At 68.0% G+C, this 17,838-nt stretch carries 18 protein-coding genes; 8 read left to right on the forward strand and 10 right to left on the reverse strand.

Translation table 11 applies throughout. The features are described 5' to 3' along the window. The first annotated feature begins 10 nt into the window (after positions 1-10). From AB0H62_RS30000 to AB0H62_RS30010, 3 genes are all read left to right on the forward strand, one after another. On the forward strand, positions 11-1,120 hold the full coding sequence (locus AB0H62_RS30000; protein ID WP_220243460.1) for an NAD(P)/FAD-dependent oxidoreductase: 1,110 nt from the start codon (positions 11-13) through the stop codon (positions 1,118-1,120). Positions 1,121-1,190: 70 nt separating this feature from the next. Next, positions 1,191-2,384, forward strand: a complete 1,194-nt coding sequence (locus tag AB0H62_RS30005; protein WP_220243459.1) for an MFS transporter — start codon at positions 1,191-1,193, stop codon at positions 2,382-2,384. A gap of 106 nt (positions 2,385-2,490) precedes the next feature. Beyond that, positions 2,491-2,757, forward strand: a complete 267-nt coding sequence (locus AB0H62_RS30010) for a PLD nuclease N-terminal domain-containing protein (RefSeq protein ID WP_360589681.1) — start codon at positions 2,491-2,493, stop codon at positions 2,755-2,757. 49 nt (positions 2,758-2,806) lie between these two features. Here the strand turns inward: AB0H62_RS30010 and AB0H62_RS30015 are convergent, their stop codons facing one another. Next, complete coding sequence (locus tag AB0H62_RS30015; RefSeq protein ID WP_360589683.1) at positions 2,807-3,325, reverse strand: lytic polysaccharide monooxygenase auxiliary activity family 9 protein; 519 nt, start codon at positions 3,323-3,325, stop codon at positions 2,807-2,809. Positions 3,326-3,586: 261 nt separating this feature from the next. On the opposite strand from AB0H62_RS30015, the gene AB0H62_RS30020 reads away from it, so the two are divergent. Continuing rightward, a complete protein-coding gene (locus AB0H62_RS30020) occupies positions 3,587-4,948 on the forward strand; it encodes an NAD-dependent succinate-semialdehyde dehydrogenase (protein WP_360589685.1) in 1,362 nt (453 codons plus the stop codon). A gap of 166 nt (positions 4,949-5,114) precedes the next feature. Here AB0H62_RS30020 and AB0H62_RS30025 read toward each other — a convergent pair whose 3' ends face one another. Beyond that, positions 5,115-6,287: an epoxide hydrolase family protein gene (locus AB0H62_RS30025; protein WP_360589687.1), complete on the reverse strand. Its 1,173-nt coding sequence runs from the start codon at positions 6,285-6,287 to the stop codon at positions 5,115-5,117. A gap of 82 nt (positions 6,288-6,369) precedes the next feature. Between AB0H62_RS30025 and AB0H62_RS30030 the strand changes: the two genes are divergently transcribed. Then, a complete protein-coding gene (locus AB0H62_RS30030) occupies positions 6,370-6,945 on the forward strand; it encodes a CGNR zinc finger domain-containing protein (RefSeq protein WP_360589689.1) in 576 nt (191 codons plus the stop codon). A 1,054-nt stretch (positions 6,946-7,999) separates the two neighbouring features. Beyond that, entirely contained in the window at positions 8,000-8,575 is a 576-nt protein-coding gene (locus tag AB0H62_RS30035; RefSeq protein WP_360589691.1) for a hypothetical protein, read from the forward strand. 3 nt (positions 8,576-8,578) lie between these two features. Here AB0H62_RS30035 and AB0H62_RS30040 read toward each other — a convergent pair whose 3' ends face one another. From AB0H62_RS30040 to AB0H62_RS30075, 8 genes are all read right to left on the reverse strand, one after another. Beyond that, entirely contained in the window at positions 8,579-9,172 is a 594-nt protein-coding gene (locus AB0H62_RS30040; RefSeq protein WP_360589693.1) for a TetR/AcrR family transcriptional regulator, read from the reverse strand. A 5-nt stretch (positions 9,173-9,177) separates the two neighbouring features. Then, on the reverse strand, positions 9,178-10,038 hold the full coding sequence (locus AB0H62_RS30045) for an alpha/beta hydrolase (protein WP_360589695.1): 861 nt from the start codon (positions 10,036-10,038) through the stop codon (positions 9,178-9,180). Between the two features lie 100 nt (positions 10,039-10,138). Continuing rightward, positions 10,139-11,332, reverse strand: coding sequence for an ornithine--oxo-acid transaminase (gene rocD / locus AB0H62_RS30050; protein ID WP_220243447.1), 1,194 nt, complete (start codon positions 11,330-11,332; stop codon positions 10,139-10,141). A 20-nt stretch (positions 11,333-11,352) separates the two neighbouring features. Next, positions 11,353-12,228 (reverse strand): amino acid ABC transporter permease, encoded by an 876-nt coding sequence (locus tag AB0H62_RS30055; protein WP_220243446.1) that lies wholly within the window; start codon positions 12,226-12,228, stop codon positions 11,353-11,355. After that, complete coding sequence (locus AB0H62_RS30060; RefSeq protein ID WP_220243445.1) at positions 12,225-12,869, reverse strand: amino acid ABC transporter permease; 645 nt, start codon at positions 12,867-12,869, stop codon at positions 12,225-12,227. Before AB0H62_RS30060 ends, AB0H62_RS30055 begins: the two co-directional genes overlap by 4 nt. Positions 12,870-12,894: 25 nt before the next feature. After that, positions 12,895-13,839, reverse strand: coding sequence for a transporter substrate-binding domain-containing protein (locus tag AB0H62_RS30065; RefSeq protein ID WP_220243444.1), 945 nt, complete (start codon positions 13,837-13,839; stop codon positions 12,895-12,897). Between the two features lie 57 nt (positions 13,840-13,896). Next, the gene (locus AB0H62_RS30070) at positions 13,897-14,640 is read right to left on the reverse strand and encodes an amino acid ABC transporter ATP-binding protein (protein WP_220243443.1); all 744 of its coding nucleotides are present in this window, start codon (positions 14,638-14,640) and stop codon (positions 13,897-13,899) included. Next, entirely contained in the window at positions 14,640-15,779 is a 1,140-nt protein-coding gene (locus tag AB0H62_RS30075) for a C45 family peptidase (RefSeq protein WP_220243442.1), read from the reverse strand. The genes AB0H62_RS30070 and AB0H62_RS30075 overlap by 1 nt, the downstream gene beginning before the upstream one ends. 179 nt (positions 15,780-15,958) lie before the next feature. On the opposite strand from AB0H62_RS30075, the gene AB0H62_RS30080 reads away from it, so the two are divergent. Together AB0H62_RS30080 and AB0H62_RS30085 are read left to right on the forward strand one after the other, a co-directional pair. Further along, positions 15,959-16,792: a PHB depolymerase family esterase gene (locus AB0H62_RS30080; RefSeq protein WP_360589699.1), complete on the forward strand. Its 834-nt coding sequence runs from the start codon at positions 15,959-15,961 to the stop codon at positions 16,790-16,792. Between the two features lie 77 nt (positions 16,793-16,869). Further along, complete coding sequence (locus AB0H62_RS30085; protein WP_220243440.1) at positions 16,870-17,790, forward strand: MurR/RpiR family transcriptional regulator; 921 nt, start codon at positions 16,870-16,872, stop codon at positions 17,788-17,790. The last annotated feature ends 48 nt before the right edge of the window (positions 17,791-17,838 follow it).

Genomic DNA, 17,838 nt, shown 5'->3' on the forward strand with positions numbered 1-17,838 from the left:
GAGAAAGACCATGAAGATCACCGTCATCGGAGCCGGCCTCGGCGGGCTGACGCTCGCGTCCGTGCTCCACCGCAACGGCATCGAGGCCACAGTATTGGATGTCGACGCGTCGGCATCGGCCCGCACGCAGGGCGGGATGCTCGACATCCACGAGGAAACGGGCCAGGCCGCGTTACGTGCGGCCGGCCTGTACGAGGAGTTCCTGCCGCTGATCCACCGCGGCGGGGAGGCCATGCGCGTGCTGGACCGGCACGCGGTGGTGCGAATGTCCGAAGAGGACGATGGCCAGGGGACCCGGCCGGAGGTCGAACGCGGTGCTTTGCGCGACCTGCTGCTCTCGTCGCTGCCGGAGGGCACCGTCCGCTGGGGCGCCAAGGTGGTTTCGGCCCGTCCGCTGGGCGATGGCCGGCACGAGGTCGCGCTGGCCGACGGTTCGACGCTGGAGACCGACGTGCTCGTCGGGGCCGACGGAGCCTGGTCGCGGATCCGGCCGCTCGTCTCGGCCGAAGTGCCCGCGTACACCGGGATTTCCTTTGTGGAACTGGATCTGCTGGACGTCGCCGCGAAGCATCCGGAGAGCGCGGCGCTCGTCGGCGGGGGAATGTTCATGGCGCTCGGGCCGGGCAAGGGGATTCTGGCGCACCGCGAGCCGGACGGCAGTGCGCACGTCTACGTCGCTCTCCAGGTGCCCGAGGGCTGGGTTTCCTCACTCGACTTGTCGGACGCGGCTGCGAAGCTGTCGCAAGAATTCGCCGGCTGGGCCCCGGAACTGAAGGCGCTGATCGAGTCGGCCGACGGTGAGCTGGTGCCGCGGCCGATCCACGCGCTGCCGGTGGGCCACGAGTGGGCGCGCGTGCCCGGCGTGACGCTGGTGGGCGACGCGGCGCACGTGATGTCGCCGTTCGCCGGCGAGGGCGCGAACCTGGCGATGATCGACGGTGCGGAGCTGGCGTTGGCCCTGGTCGAGTCCGACGGGAACGTCGAGGCGGCCCTTGCGCAGTACGAGAAGGCGCTGTTCCCGCGCAGCGAGGAAGCCGCGCGGGGTTCGGCGGAGAACCTCGTGACGTCGTTCGCCGAGGACGCGCCCGACGGCGTGCTTGCGGTGTTCGAAGGGCACTGAAATTCCGTCGACCGCGGCCTTGAAGATCGTTACGCTCGGGGGCTCGTCCGACCCGGGGGGATGATCTGGCGTGCGGAGCCGTGGTGGGGCGGTGCTGCTGGCGGCGCTGGTGGTCGACTCGGTGGGCAACGGGTTGTTCCAGCCGCTGTCGGTGCTGTTCTTCGCGAAGCTGACCACGGTGCCGTTGGCGCTGATCGGCGTGCTGCTCAGCGCGGCGAACGCGCTGACGCTGCCGGTGCCGCTGATCGCCGGGCGGCTGGCCGACCGGATGGGTCCGTGGGTGCTGGTGGTCGCCGCGCAGGGTGCGCAAGGGATCGGGTTTCTGCTGTTCACGCGCGTGACCGGGCCCGTCGGCATCTTCCTCAGCGCCGCGTTCGTGGCGATCGGGGTGCGGTTCTTCTGGTCGTCGGTGTTCACCGCGGTGGCGGATTTCGTCGACGGCAGCGCGAAACCGCGGAGCAAGGACTCCTGGTTCGCGTGGATGAACGTGACCCGCACCGCCGGGCTGGCCATCGGCGGCCTTATCACCGGCGTCGTGGTCACGATCGGCACCCCGGAGGCGTATCGCGCGATCGCGTACGGCTCAGCGGCCTGTTTTCTCTGCGCGGGCGCGGCGATCGCGGTGCGCGTGCGGGCGCCGCGGCGCGCGGAGGGTGACGCCGGCGGATACCGGGGGATGCTGCGAGCGCGGCCGTTCCTGGCGTTCACCGGGCTGAACGCGGTGTTCGCGTTGACCAGCATGATGCTGGCGCTGGGGTTGCCGGTGTTCGTGACCGTGGGGCTGCACGGTCCGCCGTGGCTCGCGCCCGCGATGCTGGTGGGGAACACCGTGCTGCTCACGGTCCTCACCGCGCCCGCGGTACGGCTGGTGTCGCCGCTGCGCAGGACGCGCGTGCTGATGGCCTCGGCGGTGCTGTGGGCGGCGTGGTGCCTGGCGTTCGCGCTGCTGGTGCCGGGGCAGCTCGGGTGGGTGGTGCCGGTGCTGCTGGGCGCGACGTTCCTGTTCACCGCGGCGGAGACCGTGCACGGTCCGGTGTCGCAGTCACTGGCCACGGAGCTGTCGCCGCCCGGCGCGCGAGGGCGTTACCTGGCGGTGTTCCAGTACTCGTTCACGGTCGCGAGCCTGGTGGCGCCGGCGTTTTTCACCACGTTGTTCGAGGTCGGGTACTGGCTTCCGTGGCTGGTCTTGGGCGTGGTGAACGTGTTCGCGGCGCTGGCCATGCGGTTGCTGGAGCGCGTGATCCCCGTCGCCGCTACTACTTAAGGATTACGCGGGACGAGCCGTCGAGCCGATTCGGGCCGGCGGCGCACGCTCTCATACTGGACCCATCGCGTCCGATGTGGACCGACGAGAACCAGGGAGAGGACCGATGACCATCCCCACCGCGCTGGCCGCCGCAGCCCAGGACGGCCCCCACACCGCGAACATCGCCGTCGGAGTCGGGATCATCGCGTTGATCCTGATCCCGGTGGTGTTCTTCCTCGCCGCGCTCGTCAGCGTGCTCGGGAGCCCGCTGGGCGGCGGGATGAAGCTGGTGTGGGTCGTGTTCGCGTTCTGCGCGCCGTTCCTCGGACCGCTGCTGTGGTTCCTGGTGGGGCGGCGCAGCGCCGAGGCCGGGGCGTATCGCCGAGTCTGATGTGGACGGAAGCGGCGGACGGGTGTTCGAGGCCCGTCCGCCGCTTTCGTCAGCTCACCTGCAGGTCGACGCAGGAGTAGAACGCGTTGGCCGTGTCGGCGATGTTCCAGATGGCCAGCACGGTCTGGCGGCCCGTGCGGTTGCCCAGGTCCACCGAGTGCGACACGGTGGCCGGCGGCACCTGGTTGTTGCCGCTGAAGCTCGCGATGCGCGTGTTGCCGATGTAGTACTCGTAGGTGCTGGTCTTGTGCCGGGCGGTGAACGTCCAGTTGAACGTGACCGTGCCGCCGGTCGCGGTGGCGCGCCAGGGCTTGCTGTTGTCGTTGAGTTCGGCGAAGCGCGCGACGCCGCCGTTGCAGGTGCGCTGGCCCTTCGGGCCTTCCACGCTCTGCGGTTCCCACTTGATGTCGCCGCAGGACACGATGTTCTGCGCGCATTGCGCCTGCCGGCTCGCGGGCGCGTTGACGTAGCCGTGGGCGCTGGCCGTGCCCACGGGGCCGACCAGCACGATCACGGGTGCGATCGCCGCACCGGTGAGGGCGGCCACGAGCTTGCGGTTCGTTTTCATACCGGGCTCCTTCGACAGCGGTGCCCGCTCCCACGGATGGCCTTTGAGGGCGCGATCGAGCCGCCGCGTGGGAGGTGCGCGGGCGGGGAAGGGGGAGAATGTGGTCTAGACCATAATGGGAACCGGGCGTTTCGGTCAAGAGGTAGCAAACCTCTGGAGTAGTCGGACGACCTTCGCCGGACTGGTGCATACTGTATGCAATTTGGTAGCCTGAATGCGTCCGACCGCTTCGTTCCGTCGAACACGGAGGCTCTCGCCGCGATGTACACCGTCACCGACCCGGCCACGGGTGAACTGATCGAGCAGATCGAGAACTCCACCGACCAGGAGGTGCGCGACGCGATCGCCCGCGTCCACCGCGGCTACCTGTCCTGGCGGGAACGCCCGGTCGCCGAACGCGCCGAGATCGTCGCGCGCGCGGGCGAGCTGTTCGCCGAACGGTCCGACGAGCTCGCCGCCATCATGACGCTCGAGATGGGCAAGCGCGTCAACGAGGGCCGCGGCGAGGTCGGCATCGTCGTGGACATCTTCTCCTACTACGCCGAACACGGCCCGTCCCTCATCGCCGACGAGCCGTTGAAAATTCAAGGCGGCGACGCTGTCATCCGGAAAGAGCCGATCGGCGCCCTGCTCGGCGTGATGCCGTGGAACTTCCCCATGTACCAGGTAGCGCGGTTCGTCGCGCCGAACCTGGTGCTGGGCAATACGATTCTGCTCAAGCACGCGTCCATCTGCCCGCGCTCGGCCGTCGCGATCGAGCAGGTCCTGCGCGACGCCGGTGTGCCGGAGGACGCGTACGTCAACGTTTTCGCCTCGTCGCGGCAGGTCCCGTCGATCCTCGCGGACCCGCGCATCGTCGGGGTTTCCCTGACGGGCAGCGAACAGGCCGGCATCTCGGTGGCCGCCGAGGCGGGGCGGAACCTCAAGCGCTGCGTCCTCGAACTGGGCGGCTCGGACCCACTGATCGTCCTCGACACGGACGACCTGGACGAGACGGTGAACGCCGTCGCGACGGCCCGCATGCGCAACTGCGGCCAGTCCTGCAACGCGCCCAAGCGGATCATCGTGGTGGGGGAGCTGTACGACTCGTTCGTGGAGAAGCTGACCGCGCGGGTGGCTGCTTTCTACCTGCCGGGCGCCCCTTCCGACCCTTCGACGAAGCTGCCACCCCTGGCCTCGGTCTCCGCCGCCGACGAGGTTTTCGAACAGGTCTCGACCGCCATCTCCCAGGGCGCCGTGCTGCGCACCGGCGGCCACCGCGTCGACGGCCCGGGCGCCTACCTGGAGGCCACGGTGCTGACCGACGTCACCCCCGACATGGACGCCTACCGCGACGAAATCTTCGGCCCGGTCTTCTTGCTGTTCCCCGCCTCCTCCGACGACGAAGCCATCGCCATCGCCAACGACTCCCCCTTCGGCCTGGGCGCCAGCGTCTTCGGCACCGACCCGGCCCGCATGCGCACCGTGGCGAACCGGATCGAGTCGGGGATGGTGTACTTCAACAAGTCGGGTGGCTCGCAGGCGGACCTGCCCTTCGGCGGGATCAAGCGCTCGGGGATGGGCCGGGAGCTGGGTCCGCTGGGGATCGAGGAGTTCATGAACAAGAAGTCGATCCGGCTGTGAGCTGCCGGGTGGTGATTCGTGGCCTGGTCAGGCCGTCTTCGGGCCGCCGCGGATTTCTCCGCGGCGGCCTGGTTGTCGGCGGGTGTTTGTTCGTGTGTGTGGTGTGGGTGCTGGAAATCTGGCAGCCATCGATTTGACGGCTGACCCTCCTGTCCGAGTGGCTCGATCACCGATTCGCGGCCAGCACTGCCGCGAGGCCCTCTTGGAGATCTTTGACGAAATACCCCGGAACCTCCAGCGACGGGAAATGTCCTCCGCTTTCGGGTGAGCTCCATCGGATGATCTGTCGGTACCGCTCCTGTGCCCAGGGGCGCGGACACTTCTCGGGGTCGCGGGGATACATAGTGATTGCCGCCGGGACGTCGACCCGGAGTTCGGGATCGAGCGAGTTGTGGCTTTCGTAGTAAATGCGGGCCGACGATGCGCCGGTGCGTGTCAGCCAGTACAGGGTGACGTCGTCAAGAACGCTGTCTCGGGAAATCGTCTCGAACGGGCTGTCTTCGGTGTCCGACCACTCGGCGAACTTGTCGAGGATCCAGGCAAGAAGCCCGACCGGTGAGTCGACGAGCGAGTAGCCGATGGTTTGCGGTCGGGTCGCCTGCTGCTTCGCGTAGGCCGCGTTGTGGCGCCAGAAATCGCGGGTTTCGTCGGCCCACTTGCGCTCGACCGCCGTCAGCCCGTCCGTTGTCAACCCGGGCGGTCCCTCCGCGAACGTCGTGTGGATGCCGAGAACGTGCGCCGGGAACCTGCCGGCGAGAACCGTGGTGATATTGCCTCCCCAGTCGCCGCCGTGGGCTGCGAACTGGCTGTAGCCGAGCCTTGCCATCAGTTCCACCCATGCGGCCGCGATCTTTTCTGTTCCCCACCCTGTCGTGGCCGGCTTGTCGCTGTAACCAAAGCCTGGTAGCGACGGAACCACGACGTGGAACGCCGGCGCGTCTGCATCTTTCGGATCTGCCAGCTCGTCCACTACATCGATGAACCGAGTAATGCTGTCCGGCCAGCCGTGCGTCAAGATCAGAGGAGTGGCATCTGCGCGCGCGGATCGGCGGTGCAGGAAGTGGATTCCCAGATCATCAATGGTCGTGCGGAACTGGCCGATCCGGTTGAGGCGCTCTTCGAACGACCGCCAGTTGTACCCGGTGCGCCAGTAGTTCACGACATCGACGAGGTCGGCCAGCGGAACACCCTGTTCCCATCGGCGAGGATCGGGCGCGGGGCGATAGACCGTCTCGGCCTCCGGCAGCCGCGCCGCGGCCAGCCGCGCGCGCAGATCGTCGAGGTCGGCTTCAGGTGCGTGGGCTTCAAATGCTTGCACGTCGCTGGTTGGACGGGGCATGAGACCTCCTGGCCATCGCGGAACCGGCTTAGATGGTTCTAGCATGTCGTCAGGCCGACGTGCAACCAGCTAAGGTGGTTCCATGCGTGCTGCGTTCCCCGACTTTCGCCTCGGTACCGTGCTGGCGACCAGCTTCACGGCGACTCTGACGGAGCGTCGTGGCGACGCTGTGGAGCGCATTCCCGCGCCGCACCGACTCGTCGACTGGCTGGCGGTGAATGGCCTCGCCGTGGACTCCTGCACCACCGCCCAGCTCGACCTCGCTCGGGAACTGAGGGAGTCGATTCACGCCGCCGCGACAGCGGCCGCGATCCAGGACGCTCTCCCTGCCTCGGCTGTCCAAGTCATCAACGACCGCAGCGCTCAGGGCCGGGCCGCGGCGATCCTGACGCCTGAGGGCAAGCGGCGATGGCAGCTCAGCTCGGCTTCCTGCGTGGAAGATGCCCTCAGCGTGATCGCCGCCGACGCGATCAGCATCATCGCCGGCGAACGAGACGGAAAGTTGGCCTTGTGCGCATCGCCGACCTGCCAAGCCGCCTTCTTCGACACCAGCCAAAGCCGCACCCGCAAATGGTGCGACATGAACACGTGCGGGAATCGTGAGAAGAAGGCGCGCTTCAATGCCAACCGGCGCAAAAACCCCAGATCAGTGGAATGAATGTTACTTCGGTACATCCAGCCCACGTCTGCGACACGTCTGTCCGGTTGTTTGTACCCCAACGGCACCACCAAGAGCCATCCGTCGTCGAGGACTGCCGAAACCTCTTCCGGAACTTCCTGCCGGTGATCGGGCCGCAGCGGACGCGACCGGACCCAACCGAAGCAAACAGGCAGGTGTGATCGGGCCGAGGTCGTTGGCGCCTTGATCACTCGTTCGACACCTTGTTGTGGGATCGTGCGCAGAATACCTTTGAAGGTGTTCATAGCGGCTCGACGGCGTAGCGCGACGCAAATGATGCGAGCCGGGTCTGCGCGCAACTACCAATGATTTCGCTTGTCTGGCGTTTGTCTGGGGGACGATCATGAAACGCCGAGCTATTTTCCTGGTAGTCGTGTCAGCCTGCGCGACTCTGGTGGCGTCACCACTTGACATCGCGCACGCATCTGCTGGTGAGGCTGAATCTCGGGAGGCTGCGGTTCCCGGCCTCGAACCCCCGGGCGTGGAGGCCAAGGTCGTCTATCTGGACGGCAGCGGCCGGAAGATATCGGAGCCTGGTGCGCTTCCGACGGCAGTTGATTTAGGTTCGGGGCCAGTTGGTCACTCAGACGCAATCGGATGCACGCCGGAGAGTGGCAGGGACAACCCGCACTATTCGTCAGGCGACGTTTCGGGACACGGGTGGTGGTTGAAGGGAAGTTGTACGGCGGCCACAGCCACGGTCTACAACTGCCTGTACGAGTTCTACACGGACAACACATACCGGCAGAAGGCTTGTGCGGCTTCAAGGGTTTTGAGGCCGTACACCGGAAGCGGGGATCGCACCGTGGCCCGCGCGACGTGCAACCCGACGGCAGGGCTCATTTCGTGGCGGAACCACGTTGATGTCGACGTTGACGGGCAGATAGACTCTGCCGAACAACCCTACAACCAAGCGGACGTGAACTGCTTCGTGTCTTGAGAGCTGCACCTTTTGCGCGTAGTGGCGTAGGGTCTTGTCCACGTGGTGCGTGCGGGGCAAGGCCTGCAGGCCAACGGGCGGGCAGGGAGAATCGTGGCGCTGGAGTACGAACCGGATACTCGTGTTGCGCACTGGCTCGTCGAGTCAGGGACTCCAGATGGCCAATTGATCTTATTTGGTCCGAAGAGCTACGAAGCGTACGCGCGCATCCGTTTCATTCCCGATCCCGCAGGGCCGGGTCAGGAGGAGGCCGACGTGCCGCTTCCGCCTGACCACAAGCCCGATCTGTGGCAGACGCAGCGGGTGATCCACCGGCTCGCCAGATTCACCACGGCCGAAAATGGCTACTTCGGCGTCTGGGAAGGTTATTCCAACATTCCCCTGCCCACCTACGACGGTCTGTTCGAGCTGCCTCATCGCCGTTACGCGATTTTCAAGGGACCGCTGAGTGCCATTGACGACTGGTCCGTGGAGCTGGGCTCAGGACAACCGATCGCGCCGCCGGCGTTCGTCTGGCCGGTGGATCGGGCGTGGTGTTTCGCGTCGGACGTGGACCCGCACTGGGCGGGGGTGGGAGCAACGCGCGAAGCGGTGAAAATGCTCATACGTGATGAGGACATCGACGCGGTCGAAGCAATTCCAGAGCAGCGTCAGCCGCAGTACCGGTGAGGCTCAGTCCTTGCGAAGCAAGGAACCCAGCCAACCCGCGAAAACCACCTGCGTCTCAGCCAACACGGCAGCCTGATCCGAAGCCGAAGCGATCATCCGCGCCGCCTCCATCACCGCGCTCAAAATCAGCTGCGCCAGAGTGCGAATAGGCATGTCCACGATCAACCCCGCCCCATGTGCCGAAGTCAGGGCCGACACCAGCAACCCCAGCCCGTACTCGCCCTCGATCTCGCGCCAGACGTCCCAGCCGAGCACCGCGGGGGCGTCTGCCAGGGAGATGCGCTGGACCTCCGGGCGGAGGCAGGCCTCCAGGAACGTCCCCAGCGCCGTGGTCATGCCGACCAGCGGATCGGCGGACGCTGTCATGACCGCGGAGACCTCGGCCGTCAGTTCGCGTTCCACCTCTTCCACCACGGCGCGGAACAGGCCCAGCTTGTCGCCGAAGTGGTGGTAGAGCGCGCCGCGGGTGACGCCGGCCGTGCGGGTGATCTCTTCGGCCGGCACGTCGTGGTAGCCGCGCGTGCCGAAGAGCTCGCGGGCGGCGCCGACGAGGGCCGCGCGCGTGCTGTCGGAACGTTCCTGCTGAGTGCGTCTCACCCGGCCTAATCTGCCATGACGCTCGCGAACTCGACGATGTGCCCGGCGAGCACGTCGGGCTGGTCCTCCGGGACGAAGGTGTACGAGTCGGCGATCTCCACGACGCGAGCGTCCGGCAGCAGTTCGGCCAGCCGGTACGCGAAGCGCACGGGGAACAGCTTGTCTTCCGAAGCCCAGGCCAGGAGAACGGGCGGCGAAAACGACCGCAGTTTCTCTGCGGCCGCCAAGGTGTGCCGGGGGTGCACCGAGCGCAGCAGCTTGCGCAGGTCGCGTCGCACGCCGGAAGACCCGCGCAGGCGAAGAAGGTAAGACTCGGCCACGGAAGAAGGCAGCGGCTTCTTCGCCACCCACCCGAACAGCAGCGGCAACGGCCACAACGCCCGAACCCGCAACAGCTGCCCCAGCACCGCCATCGAACCCGGCACCTTCGCCACCACCGGCAACGGTTTGAAGATCGGCGGGAAGAAGTACTCGAAGCTGTCCGACGGCGTCAGCACCACCCGTGCGACGCGCGACGGGTAGCGAGAAAGCAGGATCTGCGTCACCGCGCCGCCGGTGTCGTTGGCGACGAGCGTGACGTCGTGCAGGTCGAGGGTCTCGAGGAAATCGCCGAGCAGGGTCGCCATGCCCGGGGCGCTCAGGTCGGCGTCGGCGCGCATCGGGATCTCGTGGGCGCCCATCGGCAGATCCGGGGCCAGGCAACGGAATCCGGCCTCGGCGACGGCGGGCACGACCTTGCGCCACAGTAGCGCGTTGGTGAGCACCCCGTGCACGAAGACGACCGGTTGACCGGCACCGCGTTCGTAGTAGCGCACCTCGCCCTGCGGCAGGCGGATGCGGTGGTCCTGTCCGAGTGAGGAAGTCATGCGACCAAGATACATACGTACAGTCTGTATGTAAATGCGAAGCGGACATGACTGTGCCCGCCGCACCCGGAAGAGGGTGCGACGGGCACAGGGGGATGGGTCAGGAAAGTTCAGCTGCCAGCTGCGAAACGCCCCAGCGCAGGTCCTCTTCGGACACCACGAGCGGCGGCGCCAGCCGGATCGTGCTGCCGTGCGCGTCCTTCGCCAGCACGCCACGGCGAAGCAGGCCTTCGCAGACGTCGCGGCCCGTGCGGTCGCGCACGTCGATGCCGGCCCACAGGCCACGCACCCGCACCGCGTCGACCGCCGACGAAGGCAACTCGGCCAAGGCGGAAGCGAAGACCCGGCCCAGCTCGTCGGCCCGGCGCTGCGGCTCACCGGTCTTGAGCTTCCGCACCACCGCCGTCCCGACAGCGCACGCGAGCGGGTTGCCGCCGAACGTGCTGCCGTGCTCGCCCGGCCGGAAAACGCCCAGCACGTCACGGCTGGACACCACGGCCGACACCGGCATGATGCCGCCGCCCAGCGCCTTGCCCAGCACGTACATGTCGGGCACGACGTCCTCGTGGTCACACGCGAACGTCCGCCCGGTCCGCCCGAGTCCGGACTGGATCTCGTCGGCGACGAACAGCACCTGAGCGGCAGAGCAAATGGCGCGAACCTCACGCAGATACCCCGAAGGCGGCAGCACCACACCGCCCTCACCCTGGATCGGCTCGATGAGCACCGCCACCGTGTCCTCGTCCACCGCGGCCCGCAACGCCTCCGCGTCGCCGAACGGCACGGTCACGAACCCCGGCGTGAACGGCCCGTGGTCGGCGGTGGCCTCGGGGTCGTCCGAGAACCCGACGATGGTCACCGTGCGGCCGTGGAAGTTGCCGCCCGCCACCACGATCTTCGCGCGCCCGGCGGGCACGCCCTTCACGCGATAGCCCCACTTGCGCGCCGTCTTGATGGCCGTCTCGACGGCCTCGGCGCCGGTGTTCATCGGCAGCACCATCTCCATGCCGCACAGCTCGGCGAGCTCGGAGGCGAAGGTGCCCAGCTGGTTGTGGTGGAACGCGCGGCTGGTCAGGGTCAGCCGGTCGAGCTGGGCGTGGGCGACGGCCAGCAGCTCGTCGTCACCGTGGCCGAAGTTGAGGGCGCTGTAGCCCGCGAGCAGGTCGAGGTAGCGCCGGCCTTCGACGTCGGTCACCCACGCGCCCTTGCCTTCCGTGAGCACCACGGGCAGCGGGTGGTAGTTGTGGGCCAGTGCGGCTTCGGCGCGTTCGATCTCTTCGCCGGTGATGGACATTTCTCTCCGCTTCGAAAAAATCAGACGAGGGTTCCGGCCGGCTGCGAGGCCGCCGGTTCGGGGTCGGGCTCTGGCGCCGGCCGGTCCGGGCGGCGCCGGACCTTCTTGGGCCGGTCGAGCAGCTCGGCGACGCGGGAGAGCCCGAAGTTGATGACGATGTAGATGACCGCGGTGAACGCGTACGTCTGCACGAAGTTGGCGTTGAACTCGCCGATCACCTGCCCGTCGCGCAGCAGCTCCGGGTAGCCGACGACGTAGCCGAGGCTGGATTCCTTCAGCGTGCGGATCACCTGTGTGACGAGCGCCGGCCGCAGCGCCCGGAACACCTGGGGCAGCACGACGAGCACCATCGTCTGCCCGCGGCGCAGGCCGATCGCCGCGGCGGCGTCGAACTGACCGCGGTCCAGCGAGTTGACGCCGGCGCGGACGATCTCGGCGAAGACCGCCCCGGCGTGCAGCACGATCGGGATGGTCAGCACCCAGAACGGCGGGAGGTTCCAGCCGAACATGGGCAGGCCGATGAGGAAGAAGTACACGAGCAGGATCAGCGGGATCGCACGGAAGAGCTCGATCAGCCCGGCGCACGGGATCGAGACCCACTTGTGCGTGGACAGCCGGCCGAGGCCCATCAGCGTGCCGAACACCAGGGAGATCGCGGCGCCGGTGAGGCCGACCTCCAACGTGGTCAGCAGGCCCTGCAGCAGGTAGCGGATGTTCGACCACTCGATGAGCGGCTCCCACAGGCGCGCGGTGAGCTGCTGCACGTGGGCGAGCTGGGCGATGGCGCCGCCGACGGCACCGATCAGCGCGATGACGGCCACGACGGTGGCGATCTTCAGCCGCTTCTGGCCTCGGGGCCCGAGTTCGTCGAAAAGGGCGGGGGAGCGCGACTTCATCGTCGGATGCGAACCTTCCGTTCGACGACGCCGGTCAGCTGGCCGATCGTCAGGGTGATCAGGAGGTAGCCGATGACCGCGGCGATGAAGGTCGGGATCGGCTGGGCGAAGTCGAGGTTGAACTGACGCGCCGAACCGGTGAGCTCCTGCACGCCGACCGCCGCGCCGAGTGCCGAACCGAGGCACACGTTGATCAGGATGTTTCCCAGTGGCTGCACCATCGACCGGAACGCCTGCGGCAGCACGACCTGCCGCAGGACGCCGGAAAACGTGAGGCCGATGGCACGCGCCGCCTCGATCTGGCCGAGCGGCACGCCGGCAATGCCGGAGCGCACCGTTTCGCAGATGTAGGCGCCGAAGTACAACCCCAGCCCCAGCACGACCGACCCGAACAGCGGGACGGTCGCGCCGAGGTAGGGCAGGCCGAAGACCACCATGACCATCACCAGCAGCATCGGCGAGTTGCGCAGGCAGTGCACGTAGAACCCGGCGGCCGCCCGCAGCGGCCCGATCGGGCTGACGCGGCAGACACCCAGCAGGGTGCCGATCACCAGCGCCAGCGGAAACGCGATCGCGGCCAGCTCGAGGGTCGTCAGCAGACCGGTCAGCAGCTCACCGAGGTGCGCGAAGAGCACGGACATGGGGTCTCCGATTTCGGGGTTCGGGTCAGACGCCGGGGACGGAGCCGAGCTTCGGCGGGGTGGGCGGCGGGGTCTTCAGCAGCTTGCCGACGGTGCCCTGCCAGAGCTTGGTCCAGGTGCCGTCGGCCTCGATCTTCTGCAGGAACTCATCGACGACCTGCTTGAACACCGGGTCGTCCTTGGGCTCGCCGATGCCGAACGGGTTGGAGCCGAACGTCGCGTCGAGCAGCTTCACGTCCGAGCGCGTCTGGATCGCGCCGAGCAGCGAAGCGTTGTTCAGCGTCACGGCGTCGGCGCGGCCCTGCTCCACCGCGGCGATGCACTGCGCGGTGGTGTCGAACAGCACCGGCTGCGCGGTCGGCACCTCGGTGACCAGAGCGGTCTTCGCCGCGCCGGACTCGGTGGCCACCTTCTTGCCGGCGAGGTCCTTGGCGGTCTTGATCGTGGTGTCCGTGGACTTCACGATGATGCCGCTGGCGGCCATGTAGTACGGGCCGGAGAAGTTCACCAGCTTGGCGCGCTCGGGCGTCATCGTGTACGTCTGGATCGCGACGTCGATCGTGTGGTTGCCGAGCAGGCCCTCACGGGTGTCGGAGCCACCGCTCTGCATCTTCGCCGAAGGCTTGCCCAGCAGGTACTTCGCGAGCAGGTCGGCGATCCCGGCGTCGAAGCCGGAGATCTTGCCGGTGGCCGGGTCGAGCTGCGAGAAGCCCAGCGTGTTGCGGCTGCCGGCCCAGACCAGCTCGCCGCGCTGGCGGATCTTGTCCAGCATCGGCGAGTGCGGCAGGTTCTGGCCCACGGGCGCACCCGCGACGGCGTCGTCCTGGCTGATCATCTTGGCGACGTCGGCGGCGGCCGGCTTCGGGGCGGCGCCGCCGGGGGCCGTGGCCGGGGCGCTGCCGCACGCGGCGAGCAGCGCGCCCGCGACGACCACCGCGCCGACGGCGGCGGTCATTCTGGTCAGCTTCATTGCTTTCTCCTTGTTACGGTGCGGAATTCAGTGCTGGAGGGACTAGTGCTGGAGTGACTAGTGCTGGAGGACTTTGGACAGGAAGTCCCGCGCCCGGGCGGTGCCGGTGCGGTCGAAGAACTCTTCGGGGGTGCCTTGTTCGGCGATGCGGCCTTCGCTCATGAAGACCACGCGGTGGGCGGCGCGGCGGGCGAAGCCCATCTCGTGCGTGACCACGACCATCGTGGTTCCCTCCGCGGCGAGTGAGGTCATCACGTCGAGGACCTCGCTCACCATTTCCGGGTCGAGCGCGCTGGTCGGTTCGTCGAACAGCACGATCTTGGGGTTCATCGCGAGCGCCCTGGCGATGGCCACGCGCTGCTGCTGGCCGCCGGAGAGCTCGGCGGGCAGTTTGTCGGCCTGGTCGGCCACCCCGACTCGGTCGAGCAGCCGTCGTGCGGTCGCTTCGGCCTCACGCTTGGGAATCCCGCGGACGCGGATGGGCCCGAGCGTCACGTTCTCGAGCACGCTGCGGTGCGCGAAGAGGTTGAACGACTGGAAGACCATGCCGACGTCGGCCCGCAGGCGCGCCAGGTCGCGGCCCTCGGCGGGCAGCGGCTTGCCGTCGAGCGTGATGGTGCCGGAGTTGATCTTTTCCAGGCGGTTGATGCAGCGGCACAGCGTCGACTTGCCCGACCCGGACGGGCCGAGGATCACCACGACCTCGCCCTGGTGGATGTCGAGGTCGACGTCGTACAGCACCTGCACCTCGCCGTAGCTCTTGTTCACACCGCGCAGGCTGGCGAGCACGGGTCCGGTCATCAGTGACCTCCGGGGCCGTCGTAGAGCTGCCAGGGCAGCAGTTCGTAGTCGTTCTCACAGGGGTTGCCGATCGCCACGCGGTACTCGCCGCTGGTCAGGTCGACCAGGCTCGAGGCGATCGTCTTGTAGCGCTTGAGTTCCGGCGCCCGCTCGTCCACGTGGGCGCACACGCCGTCGGGGTGCCCGACGTGGTCGCTCATCGTCGCGGCGACGACCTTGCGCACTTCGGCGGAGCTGGTGGCCGCGCGCGCGGCCGCGAGCCCGCGTTCGATCACCTGCACGCGGTAGAGCGAGTCCACGGGGGACACGCGGTACGTGCCGGAGATCTGCTCGGGAATGCCGTACTGGTAGTGGTTGCCGTGTACCAGCATGCCGTCGCGCGGCACGCCCCAGCGGTGCACGACCGGGGTGGTCTCGTAGTCCACGGCGACCCCGCCGCGGTGGGTCACCAGCAGGTTGGTGGCGATGTGCTGGTGGACGTCGAAGGGCACCTTCAGGGCGTTCTTCAGGTAGTCGTGGTCGAGGATCAGGCGGCGCAGCACCGGCTGCGGGATGCCGATCGGGGTGCCGAAGCGGCCGTTGAGCCCGTTGCCGTTGAGCGCGATGCCCGCGGAGTTGGCGCCGTGGCGGCCGATCTGGCCGGCCTCGACCTGCATGATGAGGGTCGGCTTGGGCGGCTGGACCACACGCAGGAGCACCACGGTGTCCTGCGTGCCTTCACGCCAGTCCCAGTTCTGTCCACAGTAGACGTGACCGTCGCCGGTCGCCTCGGGCAGCAGGGCGAAGGAGGAGCAGCCGTCGGTGGGCTCTTCGTCTTCGGCGACAGCCGGGTTGAAGGCACTGTCGTGGTTGCGGACGATCTCGCCGCGCGCGTTGAGCGCGAGGATCTCGTCCTGGTGCACGCCGGCGCCGTCGGCGATCGCGTCCATCTCTTCGAGCAGGTGCGGTGCGACGGCGGCGACGGGTGCGCGCCAGCGCCGGGCCGAGGCCTGCACGTCCGTCCACTCCAGACCCGACGAGAGCCGGAAGGCCTCGCGGTAATAGGCGATCGACGTGCGGATCTCCGCCCTGGCGGCCTCTCCGTAGGCGAGTCCCCGCTCGCGGGGACCACCTTCGATCTGGACCAACCGGACTGCCATGAATACCTCTTTCCCGGTGCTGGCGATTCGTTGAAGGTTTGCGCTACATTCATCAGGAACTTGTAGTGGCAGCTACGGATAAGATAGACCGTGCTACGAAGTTGTCAACACCTGTCGTCGTTACTACATGGTTACGACGGTGCAGGACGGTCCCACGCCATGCCAAGGAGAACCGCTCCATGACGAGCCCCCAAGCGACGCCCGACTCCGCCCGAGTCCTCGACCCGACGGAGTTCTACTACGGCGGGCCGACGCCGTTTTTCGCGCTGCAGAGCGACCAGCGCTTTTCCTACTGCCTCTACGTGCCCAGCGCCCACCGCACCTCCGAGACGCCGCTGCCGCTGCTCGTCCTGATGCACGGCACCCAGCGCACCGCGGAGCGTTACCGCAACGACTACCGCGAGTTCGCGGAGGAGAACGACACGATCGTGCTCGCGCCGCTGTTCCCGGCGGGCATCGCGCAGCCCGGTGACCTGCACGGCTTCAAGCGCCTGAGCTTCGAAGGCATCCGCTACGACCTGATCCTGCTCGACATCATCGCCGAGGTCGCCGCCCGCTTCCGCGTGGACGCCGACCGCTTCTACCTGCACGGCTTCTCCGGCGGCGGGCAGTTCGCGCACCGCTTCGCCTACCTGCACGCCGACCGGTTGGCCGCGTTGTCCATCGGCGCTCCGGGCCGCGTCACGCGGATCGACCCGGACGTCCCGTGGTGGCTGGGCACCGCCGACGTGCGCGAGCTGTTCGGCACCGACGTGCAGGTGGAGAGCCTGCGCAAGCTGCCGGTGCAGATGATCGTGGGTGGCGAGGACAAGGACACCTGGGAGATCGCGGAGCCGGGGATCGACGCCGGTGGTGACACGCGCATCGAGCGGCTGACCACCTTGCGCAAGAATTTCGAGAGCAACGGGATCGACGTGCAGTTCGACGTGGTGCCAGGGGTCGCGCACCGCGGGCTGATGATCCAGCCGGTGGTGAAGGCCTTCATCGCCGGGGAGCTGGCGCGCCGGCCGTAGCGCGTGACGGGTTCACGGGGCACGGCCGCACCGTGGCGGCCTTCCCGTGGGCACGTGGATCGGGAAACGAGGGTGGGATGGGGAACGAGGAAGAGTCGCTGCGCGCACGGATCGCGCGATGCCTGCCGAAGATGTCGCGGGCCGAGCGGACCGTCGCGGAGTACCTGCGCGACCACGGCCGTTACGCCATTTTCGCGACGGCCGAGCAGATCGGCGGCGCGACGGCGACCAGCGACGCGACCGTGGTGCGCACCGCGAAATCCCTTGGGTTCGCGGGGCTGATGGACCTGCGGCGCAGCCTGGCGCGCGAGGTCGCGCTGGAGACCAGCCCGTCGCACCGGCTGCTGACCGAGCTGCCCGACGGCGCCACCGCGGGCGATGCCGTGGTGGACAAGGTCTTCACCGACGCGACCGAGCGGCTGGCCGCCACCTGGCGGCTCGTGCAGTCCGACGAGTTCCTGCACGCGGTCGACCTGTTGGACGACGCGCGCGAGGTCCTCAGCTTCGGCCTGGGGGCCTCGAGCCTGGTCGCGCGGTACCTGACCATGCGCCTGGTCCGGATGGGCCGACGTGCGCGTTCCACGGGCGCCACGGGGTTCCAGCTGGCCGACGACCTGCTCGGCCTCGGCCCGGACGACGTCGTCGTGCTCTACATCCCCGGCCGGATCCTCGGCGAGATCGAGGTGCTGCTCGATCACGCCGAGGAGGTCGGCGCGAGCGTGGTGCTGGTGTCCAGCTCGCTGGGGCCGTTGTTCGGCTCCCGGGTGGACGTCTCGCTCACGGCCCCGCAGAGCGCCAGCAACTTCACCGGCGAGATGCTGAGCGCGGAGGTGCTCACCGACGCGTTGGTGCTGCGCCTGGCCTCCCGCGACGAAAACCGCGCGACGAAGACGTCGGAACTGCTGACTTCGCTGCGTTCCGACCTGATCAACGGTGATCTGCGCGCACCGCGCTTGCCGCGGGGCGACGGGGTCGCTGGCAGTGCCGATCGTTACTAATCCGGCCACAGTCACGGCCGAATGGCTTTCGCGGTATCGGTTGCGTGC

The sequence above is a fragment of the Amycolatopsis sp. NPDC050768 genome, assembly GCF_040654155.1.
Lineage (GTDB): Bacteria > Actinomycetota > Actinomycetes > Mycobacteriales > Pseudonocardiaceae > Amycolatopsis.

Bases quoted from the DNA above. Each gene is read 5' to 3' on its own strand.
- AB0H62_RS30055 (WP_220243446.1), bottom strand. From the start codon at position 12,228: ATGAAGTCGCGCTCCCCCGCCCTTTTCGACGAACTCGGGCCCCGAGGC.
- AB0H62_RS30030 (WP_360589689.1), top strand. From the start codon at position 6,370: ATGCGTGCTGCGTTCCCCGACTTTCGCCTCGGTACCGTGCTGGCGACC.
- AB0H62_RS30015 (WP_360589683.1), bottom strand. From the start codon at position 3,325: ATGAAAACGAACCGCAAGCTCGTGGCCGCCCTCACCGGTGCGGCGATC.
- AB0H62_RS30085 (WP_220243440.1), top strand. From the start codon at position 16,870: ATGGGGAACGAGGAAGAGTCGCTGCGCGCACGGATCGCGCGATGCCTG.
- AB0H62_RS30020 (WP_360589685.1), top strand. From the start codon at position 3,587: ATGTACACCGTCACCGACCCGGCCACGGGTGAACTGATCGAGCAGATC.
- AB0H62_RS30075 (WP_220243442.1), bottom strand. From the start codon at position 15,779: ATGGCAGTCCGGTTGGTCCAGATCGAAGGTGGTCCCCGCGAGCGGGGA.
- rocD (WP_220243447.1), bottom strand. From the start codon at position 11,332: ATGTCCATCACCGGCGAAGAGATCGAACGCGCCGAAGCCGCACTGGCC.
- AB0H62_RS30000 (WP_220243460.1), top strand. From the start codon at position 11: ATGAAGATCACCGTCATCGGAGCCGGCCTCGGCGGGCTGACGCTCGCG.
- AB0H62_RS30010 (WP_360589681.1), top strand. From the start codon at position 2,491: ATGACCATCCCCACCGCGCTGGCCGCCGCAGCCCAGGACGGCCCCCAC.
- AB0H62_RS30070 (WP_220243443.1), bottom strand. From the start codon at position 14,640: ATGACCGGACCCGTGCTCGCCAGCCTGCGCGGTGTGAACAAGAGCTAC.
- AB0H62_RS30065 (WP_220243444.1), bottom strand. From the start codon at position 13,839: ATGAAGCTGACCAGAATGACCGCCGCCGTCGGCGCGGTGGTCGTCGCG.
- AB0H62_RS30025 (WP_360589687.1), bottom strand. From the start codon at position 6,287: ATGCCCCGTCCAACCAGCGACGTGCAAGCATTTGAAGCCCACGCACCT.
- AB0H62_RS30060 (WP_220243445.1), bottom strand. From the start codon at position 12,869: ATGTCCGTGCTCTTCGCGCACCTCGGTGAGCTGCTGACCGGTCTGCTG.
- AB0H62_RS30045 (WP_360589695.1), bottom strand. From the start codon at position 10,038: ATGACTTCCTCACTCGGACAGGACCACCGCATCCGCCTGCCGCAGGGC.
- AB0H62_RS30080 (WP_360589699.1), top strand. From the start codon at position 15,959: ATGACGAGCCCCCAAGCGACGCCCGACTCCGCCCGAGTCCTCGACCCG.